Consider the following 20,071-nt stretch of genomic DNA (forward strand, 5'->3'; position numbering starts at 1 on the left):
GAGCAATTATGATACTTTATTTACAATTAAAACGCCATTGGTTATACCTGTTATTTCTGCCAGGCTGCCGGTAGTTATTGTTTCGCCTTCTGTTATGGCAGGCAGTTCGTGGTATGTGCCGTTATGGCTTACCTGTATTTTTCCTTTTCCGCTCATTTGTGCAGGTATGGTAAGATACACATCGGCTTTTTTACCTATTAATCTTTCTATTTTAAAGGAATTGTCTTCAGAAAGTTTTAAAAATTGCTTTATGATAAGAAAAAACAGGTACACGAATAATATGCCTATGCCAAAAGCAAGGGCAATAAGTAATCCTTTGTTTTCAACAGCGCTGTAAAAGCCAATGCCCGCCCAGCCAAAACCCAGCATGAAGTTTATAAGATTTCTTAAGGAGAACATCTGAAAGGGCGCATGAACGCTATCCAGGTCACCGCTAAAATCTGCATTTACCCCATCAACATCTGTGTGGCCACCGCCAATAAATGTTGCTATTGTCTGAACAAAAAAAATGAGGCTGGATATTAGCGCTACCCACCAGAAACCCTGAAGCAGGCCAGGCATACCATCAAAAAAAGAGATCATTGTTGAAATTATTTTTCAGCTATTTGATTAAGGGCAAATAAATTATTTTACGACAACTGAACTTATAACTCATAGCAGCGTCTTCTGTGCGAATATAGAGAATTATAAATAGCAGCATTGAAAATTATTTGTGTGGTAAAACCTTGCAAAAAAGTATTTCAGGTTAGAGAATTGATTGATATTAACGGGCTTGATTCATTGATTATAATAATATGTAACCGGGCTGGAAAAGTATAATGAGAAATTGAAGATTTGAATAAGGCTGTAGATGTTTTGTGGTAAGATTGGGATTATATGAATTGAACACATTTATTTCTTCCTCTTTACTTTTTGAAGAGCTCTGTAATTTTGATTTATTTTTGGGTTACATCTTTTGAATTTTTACTTTGCCTTTTCCCTTCTTTCCCTTACCTTTGCCGCCCCAAAAGTTCTTTTAGAATATTTCCCGGTTAGCACCGGGATAAACTTGGGAGTCGAGCCCGCACAATGCAGGCGAGACGTTTGAACCAATAAAAATTATTAAAATGGCTAAAGAAATCTCCGGCTTTGTAAAGCTGCAGGTAAAAGGCGGTCAGGCAAACCCTGCACCTCCGGTAGGCCCTGCACTTGGCTCTAAGGGTGTGAACATCATGGAATTCTGCAAACAGTTCAATGCCCGCACACAGGATAAAATAGGAAAAGTGCTTCCTGTTTTAATTACCGTTTACTCCGATAAGTCTTTTGACTTCGTTATCAAAACTCCTCCCGCTTCAATTCAGTTAATGGAAGCTGCCAAAATTCAGAAAGGTTCCAAAGAAAGCAACCGTAGCAAGGTGGGTAAAGTAACCTGGGATCAAATTGAGGCTATTGCCAAAGATAAGATGCCCGATCTCAATTGCTTTACGGTTGAGAGCGCAATGAAAATGGTTGCCGGTACTGCCCGCAGCATGGGTTTAAATGTTGAAGGCACAGCACCCTGGAACAATTAATCACAACTAAACTTATTACAATGGCAAAGCTTTCTAAAAAAAGAAAACAAGTAGAAGGAAAGGTTGATAAAAATAAATTATACACCTTAAAAGATGCATCTGCGCTGGTAAAAGAAGTGAACACAGCGAAGTTTGATGCTTCTGTTGACCTGCATATTCGTTTAGGTGTTGATCCTAAAAAAGCAGACCAGCAGGTTCGTGGCACCGTAAGCTTACCGCACGGTACCGGTAAAACAAAAAAAGTATTGGTTTTATGTCCTCCCGATAAAGAAGCAGATGCAAAAAGCGCAGGTGCTGATTTTGTGGGTTTGGATGAATTTGTTCAGAAAATTGAAGGCGGCTGGACGGATGTTGATGTTATCATCGCAACGCCATCAGTTATGCCTAAGATTGGTAAACTGGGTAAAATTTTAGGCCCGCGTAACCTTATGCCGAATCCTAAAACAGGCACCGTTACAAACGATGTGGCAGCCGCAGTAAATGAAGTTAAAGGTGGTAAGATAGCTTTCAAGGTTGATAAAGCAGGCATCGTTCACGCTTCTATCGGCCGCGTATCTTTCACTCCTGAAAAATTAGCTGCCAACGGCCAGGAACTGATCAATACCATCATCAAATTAAAACCAACAACAGCTAAAGGTATTTACCTGAAAGGCGTAAGTGTTGCCAGCTCTATGAGCCCCGGAATAACTGTTGACACAAAATCTGTTCACTAGCCCATATCCCAGCCTTCCTAAAGGGAAGGGGTAAGAAGGCACAAAAAATATTCTTTATGAATAAAGATCAAAAAAACGAAGTAATTGAAGCTCTTAAAGAGAAATTCAATCAATATAATAACTTCTATGTTACCAACACAGAAGCATTATCAGTTGACCAGATTGGTAAACTGCGCCGCATTTGTTTCAATAAGAATGTTGAAATGAAAGTGGCTAAAAACACATTGATTAAAAAGGCGCTTGAAAGCATTGATGCGGAAAGATATTCCGGCATGTTTGAAAGCCTGAACGGCGTTACTGCTTTAATGTTCAGCGAAAACCCGAAAGAACCGGCGTTGATCATCAGCACCTTTCGCACAGAAGGCAAAACAGAAAAACCTGTTTTGAAAGCAGCTTATATTGACAGCGATGTTTTTGTAGGCAACGATCAGCTTGAAACATTAAAAACGCTCAAAAGCAAGAACGATCTTATCGGCGAAATCATTGGCTTGTTGCAATCACCTGCCAAGAATGTTATCAGCGGCTTAAACGCCGGCGGCAAACTTGCAAGCCTGGTAAAAGCGCTGGAAGAAAGAGCAAACTAATTTACGATTTCAGATTTACGATGTACGATTTTTTGAAAGTGTATAAATCGTAAACCCCCAAATCGTAATTCGTAAATAATTATCTCAAGCCTGAAGGGATAACACACAAGTTTTTTTAATAACTACCGCCGGAGCTCAGGCAATGAAGGCGGCAAAAATTTGAAACCATGGCAGATTTAAAAGCATTTGCAGAACAACTGGTTAACCTCACCGTAAAAGAGGTGAATGAATTAGCAAAAATTCTTAAGGAAGAGTACGGTATTGAACCTGCGGCTGCTGCAGTAGCTGTAGCTGGTCCTGCTGCAGGCGGTGCTGCTGCTCCTGCTGCTGAAGAAAAAACAGCTTTTGATGTAATTCTGAAAAGCGGTGGCGCTAACAAATTACAGGTTGTAAAAATCGTGAAAGACTTAACTGGTCTTGGCCTGAAAGAAGCTAAAGATTTAGTTGATGGCGCTCCGAAACCTGTAAAAGAAGGTGCTGCTAAAGCTGAAGCAGAAGAAATCGCAGCTAAATTGAAAGAAGCAGGCGCTGATGTAGAAGTTAAATAAATTCTGCACAAGCTTCTTTAAAAAAGATAATGAAATACAAAAAATCCCGCCACCGTTTCCCGGCGGGATTTTTTGTTTATATAGGTTACTGTGCATTTATTTTGATATATAAAACTTATTGCTGCCATGACAAAACTGTTTACACAAATCCGCATTCTCATAATTATTTTCATCATTGTGCTTTTACTAAGCGGCATAACAGTATTCCCGTTAATAAGCGAATTAAAATTTTTACTTGGCATCCACTTTTTTGAAGAAGGTTCCATTATACAGCAATGGCTTTTAAAAGTGGTAGCAGGTTTGGAAATAACTCAAAAAGAATATCCTTTTATTTTTTATGGATTCGACTGGCTTGCTTTTGCACACATTGTAATTGCTTTTCTATTCATCGGCGTTTACCAGCATCCCGTGCGCAACAGGTGGATCATTCAATGGGCTATAATCACCTGCATTTGCATTTTCCCGCTTGCATTTATTGCAGGCGGCATAAGAGGCATTCCTTTCTTTCATATACTGATAGATTGCTCTTTTGGCGTGGTTGGGCTGATTGTTTTATTCTTTATTCAAAACCGTATTAAAGAATTAAAAAAATACAGAACGAGTGGAAAAGCCGGTCATTAATAAATACATAATTATAAGTTTATTTTTGCTGCCTTTATCTAACTTAATTTAATCAGCATGACCATACAGCAAGCACAGCAGGATGTAGATGCATGGATAAAAACAACCGGCGTTCGCTATTTTAACGAACTTACCAATCTTGGTATTTTAATGGAAGAAGTGGGGGAGTTATCGAGGTTAATGGTGCGTACTTATGGCGAGCAATCTTTCAAGGAATCTGATAAAAACAAATCTTTAAGCGATGAGATGGCCGATGTGTTTTGGGTGTTACTTTGCCTTGCTAACCAAACAGGCGTTGATCTTACAGAAGCTTTACAGAAAAATTTTGAAAAGAAAAATATTCGTGATGCAACGAGGCATAAGGAGAATGAGAAGTTGAAGGGAAGTTGATTGGTTGAATAGTTGATAAGTTGAAAGGTTGATTGGTTGAAGCGTTGAGGAATTTGGAATCAGGAATTGGGAATAAACTTGTGAACAAGTGAACTATTGGACTTTTAAGAAAACATTGGAACAACGAACTTATAACATATCAGAAATAAAAACTGTTGCCAAACAACTATGGAATGAATATAGCTCAAAAAAAATATGGGCTTTTCATGCAGTAATGGGCAATGGTAAAACAACACTTATTCATGCATTGTGTGAAGTGCTGCAGGTAAAAGATGCCGTGAGCAGCCCAACGTTTGCTATTATAAATGAATATACAAGTTCCGTTGCGGGAACTATATTTCACATGGATTGGTATCGCATGAAAGATGAAACGGAAGCCATACAGGCAGGTTGTGAAGATTGTATTGAAAGCGGCAATTATTGTTTTATTGAATGGCCTGAAAAATTTCCGGAACTTTTGCCGGAAGATACATTGCACATTTCATTAGAAGCTATTGATAATAAAGTACGTAAGCTTGTAATTCTTTAGCAACTATTCTAACTTAATATTATTTTTATAGCCCCAATTAATTTAAAGCATGGCAACCACGAAGCCAATTATCAGTACCGGTTTCAGTTTTGAAACACAGGAAGAAACATTAGACATAAAACCGCAAAGTGCGAAGTTAACCATAGGCATTCCTAAAGAAATGGTATTCCAGGAAAACCGCGTAGCGCTTATTCCCGAAGCAATTAATGTACTGGTAAGCAACGGCCATCACGTAATTGTGGAAACCAAGGCAGGCGAAGGCAGTAATTATTCCGACAACGATTTTAGTGAAGCCGGCGCAGAAATAGCTTTAAAAAAGAAAGATGTTTATAAGGCGCCTATGGTTATTAAAAGCGCCCCGGTAATGGAAGATGACCTTCCCTTTTTGCATCACAACCAAACCATTATTTCGCCCATTCATCTTTCTATGCTTAAGAAAGATTTGGTTGAAAAAATGATGGAAAAAAAAATTACGGCGCTGGGTTTTGAAAACCTGAAAGATGGCAGCGGTAATTTTCCTATTGTTCGCTGCATGAGTGAAATTGCCGGCAGCGCCGCCATGCTTATTGCAGGCCAGTATCTTGGCAGCCGGGAAAAGGGCAGGGGCGTTTTATTAGGCGGTATAAGCGGTATTCCACCCACAAAAGTTATTATCATTGGCGCTGGTGTGGTTGGTGAATTTGCTACACGAACAGCATTGGCGATGGGTGCATCCGTAAAAGTTTTCGACAATAATGTTTACCGGTTAAAACGTTTGCAGAATAACCTTGGCGTTCGTATATGGACGAGCGTTATTGAGCCCCGCATTCTTGCCAAGCAATTAAAAACCTGCGAAGTAGCTGTAGGTGCATTAACCAACCAGGGTGGCAGAAGCCCGATTGTGGTTACGGAAGAAATGGTTGAAAATATGCGTTACGGCAGCGTTATTATTGATGTGAGCATTGACCGTGGCGGCTGTTTTGAAACCAGTGAAATTACTACGCATCAGCACCCAACATTTGTAAAGCATGGCGTAATACATTATTGTGTGCCGAACATTCCAAGCGGTTATGCACGCACAGCAAGTCATGCCATCAGCAATGTGCTGATGCCTTTACTGCTGGAAGCCTGCGATGCTGGTGGCATAGAAGAAATGGTGTGGCACGATTTTAACCTGCGTAATGGCGTGTATATGTACCGCGGCCATCTTACCGATTTATATATCAGCCAGCGCTTCGATTTAAAATTTACTGATTTGAATTTGCTGATTGCAAGCAAAAGATAGACGCTCTCAGTTAAATTCCTTTTTGGCCAAAGAATGTTTATAGTAAACACCGGGTGAATTTGCGCCTGCTTTATCGGATTATAAAATTACCGTTCTTGTTCACAAGGTTTATTCCAATTCCTAATTCCTAAACGCTTCAACTATCAACCAATCAACTTATTCCCAATCCCTATTCCTCCTAATTAATCCTGAAAACCGGTATCCTCATATAACCTGGTTCACTATACGGCGAATGTGTGTAAACAAAATATAATTGCTGCTGTGCCGAAGCAGCAAAAGCTGCATCTGTCTTCTTTTTATCTTCCAGTTGACTGCGTACTTCGGGATGTTGTTTTAAATAGGCCGCTGCAACATCTTCCCAACGGTAATTACTGTAATATTCTTTGCGTTGAAATATTGCATCAAAAAAATTCCATGAAAAGAAACTGTCATCGCCCAGCGGCTCCAAAGTTTCAACAATATACCTGTCTGCATTTTGCCCGGTATAGATAATATAATCTCCTTTTAAGAAATGAATGGTATCAGTATATGTGCTTAGTTTGATACGGTTATTGCGATGATGTTTTTCATAAGCTTTAGGCATAGCTTTATAATCATCCACTTTATAGTATTCAACATTAATCACCGTATCTTTTTGCAGTTGATGCATGGTAACGTTATTTAGTTTTAAACGGTTGATTGCATCATGCAAGCCCTGCGGAATAATGTATGCTTTTGGTTTTTGTGCAGATACAGATGGAATGAAATAATCGTAAAACTTTATTTCTTTTTCAAATGGTTTTGAATGATTGTAATAATAACGTGGCAGGCCGGTAACATCGCTTATATTCATAGAAGTATCATAACCCTTAAAAGTGATGTTATCATACTTTGAAGAATCAACTTTCCAGCTTAAAGCAAATTCTTTTTGCCGTTTAACAGCATCAAGCGAAGCTTTTCTTTTTGCCAGAATATCATCAGAAAATTTTGAAGCCTGTTCAATCACGGTTTGCATAAAACTATAAGTGCTTTTTACGCGGTCTGCATACGGTTTCAACATGTGTGTTTCGGGCATAAAAGCTATTGTTTCAAACAAAGCGGCGTAACCGGTGCTATATCTTGGAGCATCGTAATAAGCTTCCCATCCATTCTTTAAACTACTTTCTTCAAAGTTTACATACGGGCACATATCCCAGTTCTTTTCCTGCATGCCTTTATACAATGCAGGTTCAAAAACATCATGCAAAAAACTGCCAATTTCACCGCCAAGCTTATTATGCAGCGTTGTAAGCAATGTTATTGTATGCTGATAGTCGGCGCCATCGCTTACATGATTATCTATAAAAATATCAGGGTTTAATTGCTGGAATATTTTTTCAAAGGCAAATGCATTTTTAGAATCTGCTTTTATAAAATCGCGGTTAAGATCAAGATTTTGCGCATTGCCGCGAAAGCCATAACGCTCCGGCCCGTTTTGATTAACCCTTGAAAAACTGCCCCTGTTTAAACTGCCGCCAATATTGTAAACCGGGATAACAGCCAGCACTACATTATCGGGCATTTTTATTTTGCCTTGTCCAAGGTCGCGCAGCAGCATCATACTTGCATCAATGCCATCCGGCTCGCCTGGATGAATGCCATTATTAACCAATACAGCAACCTTACGTTGCTTGTGCCATTCATTGATATTAAAATTCTTATCAGCAGCAAATAAAACAACGTGCAAAGGATAACCCGCATCGGTTGTGTCGCCGGTTAATATTTTTATTGCGGGAAAAGTTGCTGCAAGCTGTTTATAATAATCAATGCATTCAAAATAGGTTGCGCTTTGATTACCGTTTGATTTTTCAAAAACAGTGACGAGGTTTTGTGAAAACGATATTTGTGCAACCAACAAGAATATGAATAGAAAAAAATTTTTTTGCATGTGTTAAAGATAACAACAGGAGAGGCATTAATTTTTTAATGTGAATATTTTAAAAAACTGTAATGCAGTAAAAGCATTTTATCGTTTGCCCAATTAAATTTTTTAAATTTTATTTTTACAGCAATAACGCTCCCTGCATCTTTGAGGATACTTCGATATAATAACATCAGCTCAAAATATTGTTTAAAAAATATAAGATGAAGAAATTATTATTTGCCATTTCGTTTACAGCGGCTTGCTTTTTTGTAAATGCAGCCAATGTTGATACCATTGCCATATACAGCAAAAGCATGCATAAAAATGTGAAGTGTATTGTTATAACGCCGTCAAAATATGCAATGGATACTGCGCATTTACCGGTTGTTTATTTGCTGCACGGCTACAGCGGCAATTATAGCGACTGGGTTTTGAAAGCGCCTGATTTATTGCAAACAATTGATGAAAATGATTTTATAGTTGTTTGCCCTGATGGTGCTTTTGGCAGTTGGTATTTCGATAGCCCGGTTGATACAAGCATGAAATATGAAACCAATGTTGCGCTTGAAATCCCTGAATATATTGATGCACATTATAGAACCATTGCTTCACGTAAAGCCCGTGCCATAACGGGTTTGAGCATGGGCGGGCATGGCGCATTATATCTTGCTATAAAACATACAAATATTTTTGGCGCAGCAGGCAGCATGAGCGGAGGAGTTGATTTCAGGCCGTTTCCTGGCAACTGGGATATAAAGAAATATCTCGGTGATTATGCTTCACATAAAGATGTGTGGGATAAAAATGTTGTGGTAAACCTTGCTGGTTCTTTACAAAATGATGAACTTAAACTGATATTTGATTGCGGCGTGAATGATTTTTTTATACAGGTTAACCGTGACCTTCATCAAAAATTATTAGATAATAAAATTGATCACGATTACATTGAAAGGCCCGGTGAACATAACTGGGTTTACTGGAATAATTCAATAAAATATCAACTGCTTTTTTTTCGCCGGTATTTTATTGATAACAAAATGATGAACTGAAAAATTATTAGCCACCGATGCAAGTTTATTTATGCATTCGTGGCTAATAATCCTTTACTTTTTATTTAAGCGGGAAGTATATTCCGCCCTGGAAACTTAAATTATTAAAGTTGCTAAACCCGTCATGGTGATAAGAAACCATATTATAATTCGCACCTAACCTGAAACCGGCTTTGCTGTATTTTCCAAACGGCACTTTAATGCCAGCACCACCCTGCAACATTAATCCACCTGCATTATCAGTGCCACCAAACTCACCAAGGTATTGTGTGAAACTCGATACACCCAAACCAGCACCTGCAGTTATATAAGGCTGAACAGGCGCTGCACTGCCAAGCGGGCTGAATTCAGCTTTTGCCAGCAATGGTATGATTTGAACAGAATTGCTTAATACAGCGGAGGTTACTTCTTTGTCTCCGGTATTGTATAAGGCTCTTGGATATTTTTCATAAAAATCCTGGAAACCAAGACCGAGGCCAACTGAAAATTTATCGCTTACACCATAGAGAATATCTCCCGTAAAACCACGGGGCGAACCCTTGCTTATAACATCTGTTTTAAAGCTTCCCAAAGGCAGGGCATAATTATATTGCAGGCTCATATTTACCACGCCTCTTTGTGCATGTAACTGCGCTGCAGAAAAAATGAATATTGCGAAAAGCAACGATTTTAATGCTTTCATGATTGTAATTCTTTTAATTGCTGTGTAAATAAGTTGACTGATCGAATAAAGCTTTTACTGAGCCTTCGGCTATTGAAGCGTTGAATATGCCTTCGCCGCGTATTAGGCCATTCCAGATAACTTCTATTTTACCTTTTTCAGAAGCATTTTTTAAATCAAGCATATCCACACTCATAGCGCCTTCGGTTACCTGGTAAATGCCGAAAAATGTGGGAACATAATAACCATATCCGCCATAGCCCCAGTAATAAGGATCCCAATAACCACCATAATAATCCCAATAATCATCATAGCTGTAATATCCCGTGGAGGTATTATATATTCTGTTCACATCTATACCAATATCAGGGTTGGCTGATCTGGTTACTTTTGTATAACCGCGTTCCTGCATATATTTATTTACAGCGTCAATATATGATTGATCGGAAGGCTGAAGGTCTTTATATGACTGGCCATTATCAAGTACAACAACAGAATCTGAAATACTGTATGTTTTAAATGCGCTGAAATTTATAGTTGTGTCGGCGTTTGTTACATAAATCCTGGACTCTTCCTGCGTGAGATTATTCAGAGGCTCTTTGGTGCAACTAAATAGCGTTACAACGCAGGCGAGCAGCGCTGCCGATGTTAATTTATTATTTAGCATTGTGTGAAATTTTTTAAGTAGAAATCAAATCAAGTGCACAGAAATTATAGCGTGTTTATAAAACGTTTATTTGACAATAATTTAATGCAGAATGTTTATTAAGGTTTTCCTAAAATAAAAACCGGTTTAAAACCGGTTTTTAAATGCTTAATAAGAATTATCGTATTTGTAATTATGCTCTTCTTCCGCCTATTAAGCCAATTAATAAAGATATTATTGCCAATACCAGCAGAATATGGATTAAACCGGTTACGCTGTAAACAAAAACGCCGAGCAACCATCCTATAACGAGGATAACTGCGATGATGTATAAAATGCTTCTCATATCTTATATTTTTATAGTAATAATTTTAAAAAGTGTGCCAGTTATTTACTACAATGCGATAGCGGATTTATTAACTATAAGAAGAAGCTTATTGGGCATTATATTCTACAAGGGTTTGTTTTTAACGGGCAATGTTACAGCAAAAGTAGTTGACCTGCCAGGCTCTGAAATTACTTCTACAGAGCCATTGTGTGCCTGTATAATATTCAATGTGGAAGCGAGGCCTAAGCCAATGCCATTTCTTTTTGATGTATAATAGGGTTCAAACAAACGGTGAAGGCTATCCTCGCTTATGCCGCTGCCATTGTCAGTAATTTCAATAAAGGAATTTGCTTTATCGTTTTTAACCCTTATAGATATCCTGCCTTTATCGTGTTCAATGGCTTCAACAGCATTAATTAATATATTGAGCAGTGCTATTGTTATTTTATCAAAATCGGCATTAACATTAATTAATTCTGAAGGATAATCTACCTGCAGTGCAATATTTTTAAGACTGATCCTGTCTTTGGCAGCGTTTATAATTTCATCGATAACCGATTGTAATACGCAATCTGTAAGCTGCATTTCAGCGGGCCTTGAACTATTGAGTAATTCTTTTATAAGCTCGTTAATGCGCCCGCTGTTCCTGTAAATAATATCGAGGTATAATCCATTTTCTTCTGAATTATCTATGCTGCGCAAATGCTCGCAGGCAAGATTTATATTGTTGATTGGATTACGCACTTCATGCGCCAGCGTACGCACAAGCCTGCCTGTTGCAGCAAGCTTCTCAGCGCGTAAATTGGCCCGTTCCGCCTGCTTAATAAAACTTATGTCGTGAATTACACCCTGGTAATAGGCTTTGCCTTCAGCATCTTTTTCTTTTGTTGCAGAAATGATGCAGGGAACGGGTTTATTTTTTTTATAACGTATTTCGGCCTGCCGGTTTTCAATGGAACCTTTATGTTTGAGTTCCTCCGTTAATTTTCTTGATAAATGATTATCTGTAAATAATTCTGTAAGTTTTACTTTAAATAAAGCATGTTCATTACAGGAAAGTATGTTGCTGAATGCTGTATTTATTTCAGTGAAACAAAGTTTATCGTCTGTAACAAAAATGGCATCGCTCGATTTATCAAAAATATTCCTGTATTTTTTTTCTTTCGCTTTTAATTCATTCAGTGTTCTTGCCCTGTCAATAGAATACCTTATGGACCGTTCAAGTTTTTCACTGCTTAATTCTCCTTTAACCAGGTAATCAAAAGCGCCAAGGCTCATGGCCTCTTCATCAATATTAATATCTCCTTTGCCGGTAAGTATTATAAACGGAACATCTGTTTCAAGCTTTACTGCTTCCTTAATAAGATCGATACCTGTTTTAGCGCCAAGCCGGTAATCTACAAGAAAAACATCATGCTTTTCACGCTTTATTTCATCAAGGGCATTTTTATAATTATAACACCATTCTATAATAAAGTTTTTGCCTGGTATGTTTTTAAGATAGTCACTCGTAATAAAGTAATCGTCTTCATCATCATCTATAATAAGAACATTTATATTATCTGTCATCATTTAGCCTTCTGTGTTTTTTAGGAGCACGATGATATGCGCAAAATGCCTGCTGATGCATAAGCTTCTTATTAAGAGCTTATACATCAGCAAAAAATCAAGTGATCATTGTAATTGAAAATATTTTCGCCCTGTGGTTCTTCCTTCTCACTTATTATTTAATAATTGATATTCTTTGATTTTATTATATAAAGTTTTCCTGTCTATTTTCATCAGCTTAGCCGCCTTGCTTTTATTAAAATTCACTTGTTTCAGCGCTTCAAGAATTGTTTCATATTCAGCATCAATGCTGGCCGATTTTAAATCAAGGCTACCTGATTTAACAGCAGGCGTTGTTGCTGCCTGTGGCGTTGCGGCATTTGTAATATCATTGCTCCTTGCTGGCTGTGACGGTATAAATTCATTTATCTTTTCATAATTTGTTATTTCAAACGGAAGGCTTTTGAGTTCTATTGTATCGCCATCGCTCAGCAACACAGCTCTCTTAACCACATTTCTTAATTCCCTTAAATTACCATGCCATACATAATTATTGAATGCATTAATAACATCCTGTGAAAACCTCGTTACATTCTTTTCAAGTTCCTTATTGGTAATACGCAGAAAGTAACCGGCAAAATGCATTATGTCTTCTTTCCGGTCGCGTAAAGGTGGAATTTCTATACTAAATTCATTAAAGCGGTGATACAGGTCTTCCCTGAATTTACCATCCTGTGTTGCATTCCATAGTTTTTCATTGCTGGCAACAATAATCCTTACATCGAGCTCAATATCTTTAGTGCCACCCACACGGCGCATTTTTCTTTCCTGCACTACTCTTAATAAGGAAACCTGTATGTCATAGGAAAGGTTGGCCACCTCGTCCAGGAAAATAGTTCCGCCATTAGCTAATTCAAAGCTTCCCACTTTTTGATTTAATGCGCCGGTGAACGATCCTTTTTCATGACCAAATAATTCACTTGCAGCAAGGTCTTTACTCAACGCGCCGCAGTCAATGGCAATGAATGGTTCTTTAGCACGTTTGCTATGCCTGTGAATTTCATTGGCAACAGCTTCTTTGCCGCTGCCTGTTTCACCATAAATTATAACGCTGTAATTGGTGGGCGCTACAAGTTTTACCTGTTTTAATATTTGCTGAAATGCCTGACTGGGGCCAACTACATAATCTTCATGCATATCAAATTCAAGGTCTGGTGCATTTTCACTGGTTTTCTTTTGTGATTGCGCAGATTTAACAGGTTGATTTTTTATAGCCTCGCCATTAGCCAGCGCCTGTTTTATGGTCACTAAAATTTCATCGGGAAACAATGGTTTGGTAATATAATCATAAGCGCCGTGACGCATTATTTCAACAGCGCTGCGTACATCGCTATAGCCTGTAATAATTAAAAAGGGGAGGGAAGGGTTCGTTGCTTTCATCTTTTGAAGAATTTCAAGGCCGCTTATATCTTCAAGCCTCAGATCGCACAGCACAATGTCGGGCATATTTTCCTCATACCAGGCCAATGCTTTTTTACCACTTGTAAAATCTATTACTTCGAAATTATTTCTTTCTAAAAATTTCCGCAGTAAAAGGCACATGTCCCTGTCGTCGTCTATTACTAAAACTTTAGTCATGAATAAATTTTTGTGATGGTTTAAAATTATTTCTTTGCTGCTCAGTTATGCAAGTACAAGACCAAATTGGGTATGCTTTACTACAACGTTATTCTTTTGGGTAAATTTACTCAGAAACAGGAAGTATATTGTAGAATTATGTCAACAAATATTTAGGTTTGAGGAATTGCGTAAATACAGTTTACCAAACTGCCATACAACGCCGTACCAAATTCTCTTGCTTTTCATTATGGTTTATAATACAATATTTTGTAAAAAATATTAGGCATATTTTTTATTGTATAAGATGGCTATGAACGGGAAAAAGGTGTTAATTATTGATGATGAAGTTGATTTGTGCCTGCTATTGAAAAACTATCTCACCAGGCAACAATTTGAAGTTGTTATTTCACATAAATTATCCGATGGTTTAAAAGAAGCGCTTGACTTTGTTCCTGATATCATTTTTCTTGATAATAACCTGCCTGATTCGCAAGGATGGACAAAGGCCGGTTATTTACTTGAAGCATTACCAAATACTTCCCTCTATTTAATCAGCGCTTATAAATCGGGCAATGAAGCGCCCCAAAATCCGCGTGTAACTGTTATTGAAAAACCGCTCTCGTTAAAAGCAATTGAAAGCCTTATATCCTGATTTTGAACCACGGTATTTATGACTGGCCTGAATATATCGCATAAAGATTTTCTTAAAATAACAAGAGACTATTCCCGCACTGCAGAAGTTGCCAAACTTATATATGTTACAGATAAAGAGCAGGGAATTATACGGCTGAAAAAAGGCAAAGGGTTTTCTTACCTGTTTAACAACGAAGTATTAAAAGATAAGCGCCAGTTAGAAAGGATAAAGAAATTAGTGCTGCCGCCTGCCTGGAAAAATGTATGGATCTGTTATAAAGAAAACGGGCATTTGCAGGCAACGGGTTATGATATAAAAAACAGGAAGCAATACCGTTATCATGCGTTGTGGAATACACTGAGAAATGAAACAAAATTTCACCGCATGTATGAATTTGGCAAAGCTTTACCGCAAATTCGTTTGAAGGTTGAAAAGGATATGCTTCAAAAAGAATTGAATGAAAATAAGGTGCTGGCTACAGCCGTCAGCCTTATGGAGCGAACTTACATACGTGTTGGCAATACTGAATATGAAAAAGCCAATGGCTCGTTTGGATTAACAACGCTTAAGGATAAACATGTAAATATTAATGGCAGCCACATTACGTTTGAGTTCAAAGGCAAACGCAGTATAACGCATAATATTACTATTCAAAATAAACGGCTGGCAAAAGCTGTGAAAGATTGCAGGGATATACCTGGCAGGGAATTATTTCAGTATTACAATGAAGATGGTAATCATAAGAGTATTGACTCAGGCATGCTGAATAACTATATAAAAGAAGCAACAGGCGAAGATTTTACGGCAAAAGATTTTAGAACATGGGCCGGCTCTTTGCAAATGCTGCGCAGTTTAAAAGCGTTAGAAAAAGCGGATGATGAGCCGAACAGAAAATCGAATATTATTGCCGCTTTAAATGAAGTGAGTTTAAAACTTGGCAATACGAGAACCGTGTGTAAAAAGTATTATGTGCATCCGGGCATTATAGATCTTTATGAAAAAGATGGTATTGAAAATTACCTTAAAGAACTTGACGGAATTGAAGAACCCAATGATAAATCGGGCTTAACCAAAGATGAAAAAGTGTTAATGAAAGTGCTGAAACAACTGGTTGCCTGAATCAATCCAAAAACCAAAACCTTCTGTCATTCTTTATTAATGCATTTTATTTATATTTATTGCACTTTGCATTTGTCTGGCATTTTATGATTAATGAAACCAATGAACAGTCAAACATTAAATTTTAAACATAAAACTTTCTATATGACTCCGGATGAACGTTTTGAACAACTGAAATTAGAACTGCCGCCTGCACCTTTACCGCTGGGCGTTTATAAGCCATTTTTAATTGTGGGCAACCTTGTATATGTGTCCGGCCACGGGCCTGTATTACCGGATAAGACTCTAATAAAAGGAAGGGTGGGAGATACTATGAATGAAGATGAAGGCAAGCATGCTGCGCAACAGGTGGGCCTTACCATTCTTGCTACGCTGAAACAAAACCTTGGATCATTTAATAATATCAAAAGGGTAATAAAAGTGCTTGGCATGGTGGCGGCAACGCCTGATTTTGAAAAGCAGCCTTACGTTATTAATGGCTGCAGCGAGCTGTTTGCCCATGTATGGGGCAGCGATAACGGTGTTGGCGTGCGCAGTGCTGTGGGCATGGGTTCCCTGCCGGGAAATATACCAGTAGAAATTGAAGCCGTATTTGAATTGGAAGAAGCTCAGTTTGCTACATATACTGCATAAAAAATTGCGGAACGTATTTTATCTTCATACAAAGCCGCAATCGCATTCATTAACTAACACTTGTTTAGTTAGCGTTGATATAAATATCGCTGAAAAAAACTTAATTGTAGTAATTTAGCAGCCCTTTAAAGAGCAGGCTTTGCCGAGTAAAAATCGGAACGTACAAGGGAGTGACACAACTGAAGATGCCATTACTACTACAGCCGGCTACATAAAACAAACATCAAAAAAATGCAAGCAACTGAAGCAAACATGAAAGAGGTTACACAGGCGGTTTGGAATAAAAGGCCGCTGGTTATTTCAGGCCCGTGCAGCGCTGAAACAGAAGAACAGGTAATAGAAACAGCTGTTCGTTTACAAAAAACAGGAAAGGTTGATATGCTGCGTGCCGGTATATGGAAACCGCGTACCCGCCCCGGCAGTTTTGAAGGCGTGGGCACAAAGGGTTTGCCCTGGATGCAAAAAGCCAAACAACTTACAGGCTTGCCTGTAACCGTTGAGGTGGCAACCGGTAAACAGGTGGAAGATGCTTTGCATTTTGGTATTGATGTTTTATGGATAGGCGCCCGCACTACCGTTAACCCTTTTAGTGTGCAGGAAGTGGCTGATGCTTTACGCGGCGTTGATGTACCGGTGCTTATTAAAAATCCTATTAATCCTGATCTTGAATTATGGATTGGAGCAGTTGAACGCGTTGCAAAAGCCGGCATTAAACAAATTGGATTGATACATCGCGGCTTTAGCTCTTATGGCAATTCTGAATACCGTAATGCGCCTATGTGGCACCTTGCCATTGAAATGAAACGCCGCAATCCCGGCATAATGCTGATAAACGATCCTTCACATATTTGCGGGCGCAGGGATATTCTGCTGGATGTTGCTCAAAAAGCAATAGACCTTGATTATGATGGTTTAATTATTGAAAGTCATATTACACCAGACCAGGCCTGGAGCGATGCCAAACAGCAGGTTACGCCTGAAGTGCTTGGTGAAATGCTGAGCGCCATAAGCTGGAGAAAAGAAGATGTGGCCAGTGAAGAATTCCACGCACAAATGGAAAAATTGCGCCAGCAGATAAATCACCTGGATGATGAACTGATGCAGATTTTAAGCCAGCGTATGAAGGTATCTGAAAAGATAGGCCAGTATAAAAAAGATAATAATATCACCATTCTTCAAACCAACCGGTGGAATTCAATACTCGAAAGGGCATACGCACAGGGAGAAAAATTAGGCTTAAGCAAAGAATTTGTTACAAAATATTTTGATGCCGTTCACATGGAAAGCATCTCGCATCAGAATAAAATAATGAATGATGAATAACAGGCCATCAATTTTTTTTGAAAGGCTTAAAAACAAATTGTAACACTTTACAGCTTTGCAAACATTGCTTCTTTGCGTGAAATGAACATTAAAAAGGTAAACTTCAATACATCTTCCACTACTTTTTATTTTGCGGCAGGCATTGCTCATTTAAAAGAGTTTGTTGATGTTCAACATGCGGTTATGCTTGTTGATGAACAGGTTTTTAACCAGCATGCAAAAAGGTTCAAAGGCTGGAAAACAATCATATTAAAATCAGGGGAGCAATATAAAAAGCAATCAACTGTTGATGCCATTATAAAACAGCTGATTGAATTGGGTGCAGACCGTAAAACAATATTAATTGGTGTGGGCGGTGGCGTTGCCACAGATGTCACCGGTTATATTGCCAGTATTTATATGCGCGGAATAAAATTCGGTTTTATTCCTGCCACTATTCTTGGAATGGTTGATGCATCTATCGGCGGCAAAAATGGAATTGATGTTGGCGTGTATAAAAATATGGTTGGCACCATCAATCAGCCATCATTTATTTTACATGATCTTGCTTTGCTGAACACACTTCCCGAAATTGAATGGCAGAACGGCTTTGCAGAAATCATTAAACATGCCTGCATAAAAGATGCGGTTATGTTTAGAGAACTAGAAGCAAACAGTTTAAAAAAATACCAGTCGAAGAAAACATTATTGTGTGATCTTATTCAGCGCAATGCTTTAATAAAAACGAATGTTGTTATTAAAGATGAATTTGAAACCGGCGACAGGAAGCTGCTGAACTTCGGCCATACATTCGGCCATGCAATTGAAAATACCTACAAACTTTCTCACGGTTATGCCGTAGCTGTTGGAATGGTAATGGCTTGTATGATATCGGAAGCTTACCAGGGTTTTAAAGATACCAACCGTGTTGTTGAACTGATAAAAAAATATGGTTTGCCTGTACATCAATCCTATAATGCAAAAAAAGTGATTGATGTAATGAAAGCCGATAAGAAGAAAGTGAAAGATGTGATCAGTTATGTGTTGCTGCAAAAGATTGGTAAAGCTGTTGTAGAACCGATTGCAATAAGCGAAGTTGAAAATATAATAACACAACTGGAAGCCAAGTAGAACAAATGAAAGCAATCATAAAAGGATACGGCTTTAATAACTTCCCTTCAGCGAAAAAAAACAGCGTTCATGCGCCTGCCTCTAAAAGCTCCATGCAGCGTGCCTGTGCAGCAGCATTGGTGAGAAAAGGTGAAAGCATTATTCGCAATCCAGGCAAAAGCAATGATGACATTGCAGGATTGAATGTTATACAAACTTTAGGCGCTGAAGTAGAGAACCTTGAAGATGGAAGTTTGAAAATTATAAGTGATGGCATTGATCCTGTTTCATCTGTTGTAAATAATGGTGAAGCAGGTTTAGGTATTCGCATGTTTACGCCAATTGTTGCATTGAGTAAAAAAGAAATGCTGATTAACGGTGAAGGCAGTTTACTTACAAGGCCAATGGATTTTTTTGATGAGGTGATGCCGCAATTAGGTGTGCAGATTGCATCTAATGAAGGTAAGCTTCCAATAAAAATACAGGGGCCTTTGCAGCCAAAAGATATTACAATAGACGGTTCATTAAGTTCTCAGTTTTTAACAGGTTTATTGCTGGCTTATGCTGCAAAAGATGCAAAAAATGTAACGATTAATGTTACCAATCTTAAGAGTAAGCCTTACGTTGATCTTACTCTAAGTGTAATGGAATCTTTCTTATTAAAGGTTCCTGAAAACCGTAACTACGAAGCATTTTATTTTGATGAAACGCCTGATACGGAAAGCGGCGACTTTGTTGATTACACGGTTGAAGGCGACTGGAGCGGCGGTGCATTTTTATTGGTGTTTGGCGCTATTGCAGGCAATATAAAAGTGGCTGGTTTAGATATAGCATCAACACAGGCTGATAAAAAAATACTGGAAGCTTTGGAAAGCTGCGGTGCACAATTGCTGATTGGTGAAAAGGAAATAGAAGTTGCTTCATCAGGTGATGGACTTAAGGCTTTTGAATTTGATGCAACAGATTGCCCCGATTTGTTTCCGCCGCTGGCCGCACTGGCCGCATGCTGTAAAGGCATAACAAAAATTACGGGCGTTCATCGTTTGGCGCACAAAGAAAGCAACCGCGCTTTAACCATCCAGGAAGAATTGGGAAAGATGAACATTAAAGTTGTGCTGAATGATAATGTAATGGAGATTGAAGGCACTACAAAGATTAAAGCCGTAACCGTTCATTCACATCATGATCACCGCATTGCCATGATGTGCGCTTTGCTGGCATTAAAAGCTGATGGTGAAACCACTATTGAAGTGGCTGAAGCTATCAATAAATCATATCCTGATTTTTACAGGCATTTACAAGAGCTCAACGCTTCAGTAAATTTTAAGTAATTTTAGTAT

The 20,071-nt window shown here is 38.4% G+C and carries 22 protein-coding genes; 15 read left to right on the forward strand and 7 right to left on the reverse strand.

All coding sequences use genetic code 11. The features are described 5' to 3' along the window. Window positions 1-6: 6 nt before the first annotated feature. Entirely contained in the window at window positions 7-582 is a 576-nt protein-coding gene (locus tag BM015_RS13500; RefSeq protein WP_090659302.1) for an NfeD family protein, read from the reverse strand. Window positions 583-1,106: 524 nt separating this feature from the next. On the opposite strand from BM015_RS13500, the gene rplK reads away from it, so the two are divergent. The 8 genes from rplK (at window position 1,107) to BM015_RS13540 (ending at window position 6,199) form a co-directional block, all read left to right on the forward strand. Next, the gene (gene rplK, locus BM015_RS13505) at window positions 1,107-1,550 is read left to right on the forward strand and encodes a 50S ribosomal protein L11 (protein WP_090659305.1); all 444 of its coding nucleotides are present in this window, start codon (window positions 1,107-1,109) and stop codon (window positions 1,548-1,550) included. 20 nt (window positions 1,551-1,570) lie between these two features. Then, entirely contained in the window at window positions 1,571-2,263 is a 693-nt protein-coding gene (gene rplA, locus BM015_RS13510; protein ID WP_090659308.1) for a 50S ribosomal protein L1, read from the forward strand. A gap of 56 nt (window positions 2,264-2,319) precedes the next feature. Continuing rightward, a complete protein-coding gene (rplJ, locus tag BM015_RS13515) occupies window positions 2,320-2,847 on the forward strand; it encodes a 50S ribosomal protein L10 (protein ID WP_090659311.1) in 528 nt (175 codons plus the stop codon). Window positions 2,848-3,014: 167 nt separating this feature from the next. After that, on the forward strand, window positions 3,015-3,395 hold the full coding sequence (rplL, locus tag BM015_RS13520; RefSeq protein WP_090659314.1) for a 50S ribosomal protein L7/L12: 381 nt from the start codon (window positions 3,015-3,017) through the stop codon (window positions 3,393-3,395). 126 nt (window positions 3,396-3,521) lie between these two features. Then, on the forward strand, window positions 3,522-4,016 hold the full coding sequence (locus BM015_RS13525) for a hypothetical protein (protein ID WP_090659317.1): 495 nt from the start codon (window positions 3,522-3,524) through the stop codon (window positions 4,014-4,016). A 57-nt stretch (window positions 4,017-4,073) separates the two neighbouring features. Next, on the forward strand, window positions 4,074-4,406 hold the full coding sequence (locus tag BM015_RS13530; protein WP_090659320.1) for a nucleotide pyrophosphohydrolase: 333 nt from the start codon (window positions 4,074-4,076) through the stop codon (window positions 4,404-4,406). Window positions 4,407-4,494: 88 nt separating this feature from the next. After that, window positions 4,495-4,935, forward strand: a complete 441-nt coding sequence (gene tsaE / locus BM015_RS13535) for a tRNA (adenosine(37)-N6)-threonylcarbamoyltransferase complex ATPase subunit type 1 TsaE (RefSeq protein WP_245751416.1) — start codon at window positions 4,495-4,497, stop codon at window positions 4,933-4,935. A gap of 49 nt (window positions 4,936-4,984) precedes the next feature. Then, window positions 4,985-6,199 (forward strand): alanine dehydrogenase, encoded by a 1,215-nt coding sequence (locus BM015_RS13540; RefSeq protein ID WP_090659325.1) that lies wholly within the window; start codon window positions 4,985-4,987, stop codon window positions 6,197-6,199. A 178-nt stretch (window positions 6,200-6,377) separates the two neighbouring features. On the opposite strand, the gene BM015_RS13545 is transcribed toward BM015_RS13540, so the two are convergent. Beyond that, entirely contained in the window at window positions 6,378-8,105 is a 1,728-nt protein-coding gene (locus tag BM015_RS13545) for a M14 family metallopeptidase (RefSeq protein WP_090659328.1), read from the reverse strand. 197 nt (window positions 8,106-8,302) lie between these two features. Here BM015_RS13545 and BM015_RS13550 point away from each other — a divergent pair, with 197 nt between their 5' ends. Beyond that, on the forward strand, window positions 8,303-9,130 hold the full coding sequence (locus BM015_RS13550; protein WP_090659331.1) for an alpha/beta hydrolase: 828 nt from the start codon (window positions 8,303-8,305) through the stop codon (window positions 9,128-9,130). Window positions 9,131-9,191: 61 nt separating this feature from the next. Here the strand turns inward: BM015_RS13550 and BM015_RS13555 are convergent, their stop codons facing one another. The 5 genes from BM015_RS13555 to BM015_RS13570 form a co-directional block, all read right to left on the reverse strand. Further along, on the reverse strand, window positions 9,192-9,812 hold the full coding sequence (locus tag BM015_RS13555; protein WP_090659333.1) for an outer membrane beta-barrel protein: 621 nt from the start codon (window positions 9,810-9,812) through the stop codon (window positions 9,192-9,194). 13 nt (window positions 9,813-9,825) lie between these two features. Beyond that, window positions 9,826-10,458 carry a DUF4136 domain-containing protein gene (locus BM015_RS13560; protein WP_090659335.1) on the reverse strand — a complete coding sequence of 211 codons (633 nt, stop codon included), beginning with the start codon at window positions 10,456-10,458 and terminating at the stop codon, window positions 9,826-9,828. Between the two features lie 172 nt (window positions 10,459-10,630). Further along, window positions 10,631-10,783, reverse strand: coding sequence for a lmo0937 family membrane protein (locus BM015_RS21405; RefSeq protein WP_143075866.1), 153 nt, complete (start codon window positions 10,781-10,783; stop codon window positions 10,631-10,633). A gap of 105 nt (window positions 10,784-10,888) precedes the next feature. After that, on the reverse strand, window positions 10,889-12,337 hold the full coding sequence (locus BM015_RS13565) for an ATP-binding response regulator (RefSeq protein WP_090659338.1): 1,449 nt from the start codon (window positions 12,335-12,337) through the stop codon (window positions 10,889-10,891). 144 nt (window positions 12,338-12,481) lie between these two features. After that, the gene (locus tag BM015_RS13570) at window positions 12,482-13,951 is read right to left on the reverse strand and encodes a sigma-54-dependent transcriptional regulator (RefSeq protein WP_090659341.1); all 1,470 of its coding nucleotides are present in this window, start codon (window positions 13,949-13,951) and stop codon (window positions 12,482-12,484) included. Between the two features lie 292 nt (window positions 13,952-14,243). On the opposite strand from BM015_RS13570, the gene BM015_RS13575 reads away from it, so the two are divergent. The 6 genes from BM015_RS13575 (at window position 14,244) to aroA (ending at window position 20,062) form a co-directional block, all read left to right on the forward strand. Beyond that, window positions 14,244-14,585, forward strand: a complete 342-nt coding sequence (locus BM015_RS13575; protein ID WP_177191906.1) for a response regulator — start codon at window positions 14,244-14,246, stop codon at window positions 14,583-14,585. Between the two features lie 18 nt (window positions 14,586-14,603). Continuing rightward, window positions 14,604-15,686: a DNA topoisomerase IB gene (locus BM015_RS13580; RefSeq protein ID WP_090659346.1), complete on the forward strand. Its 1,083-nt coding sequence runs from the start codon at window positions 14,604-14,606 to the stop codon at window positions 15,684-15,686. 144 nt (window positions 15,687-15,830) lie between these two features. Then, entirely contained in the window at window positions 15,831-16,319 is a 489-nt protein-coding gene (locus BM015_RS13585) for a RidA family protein (protein WP_090659758.1), read from the forward strand. Window positions 16,320-16,550: 231 nt separating this feature from the next. Next, a complete protein-coding gene (locus BM015_RS13590; RefSeq protein WP_245751418.1) occupies window positions 16,551-17,642 on the forward strand; it encodes a chorismate mutase in 1,092 nt (363 codons plus the stop codon). An 81-nt stretch (window positions 17,643-17,723) separates the two neighbouring features. After that, complete coding sequence (gene aroB / locus BM015_RS13595) at window positions 17,724-18,752, forward strand: 3-dehydroquinate synthase (protein ID WP_090659349.1); 1,029 nt, start codon at window positions 17,724-17,726, stop codon at window positions 18,750-18,752. 5 nt (window positions 18,753-18,757) lie between these two features. After that, complete coding sequence (gene aroA, locus BM015_RS13600; RefSeq protein ID WP_090659352.1) at window positions 18,758-20,062, forward strand: 3-phosphoshikimate 1-carboxyvinyltransferase; 1,305 nt, start codon at window positions 18,758-18,760, stop codon at window positions 20,060-20,062. Window positions 20,063-20,071 lie beyond the last annotated feature (9 nt).

The organism is Parafilimonas terrae (assembly GCF_900115755.1).
Lineage (GTDB): Bacteria > Bacteroidota > Bacteroidia > Chitinophagales > Chitinophagaceae > Parafilimonas > Parafilimonas terrae.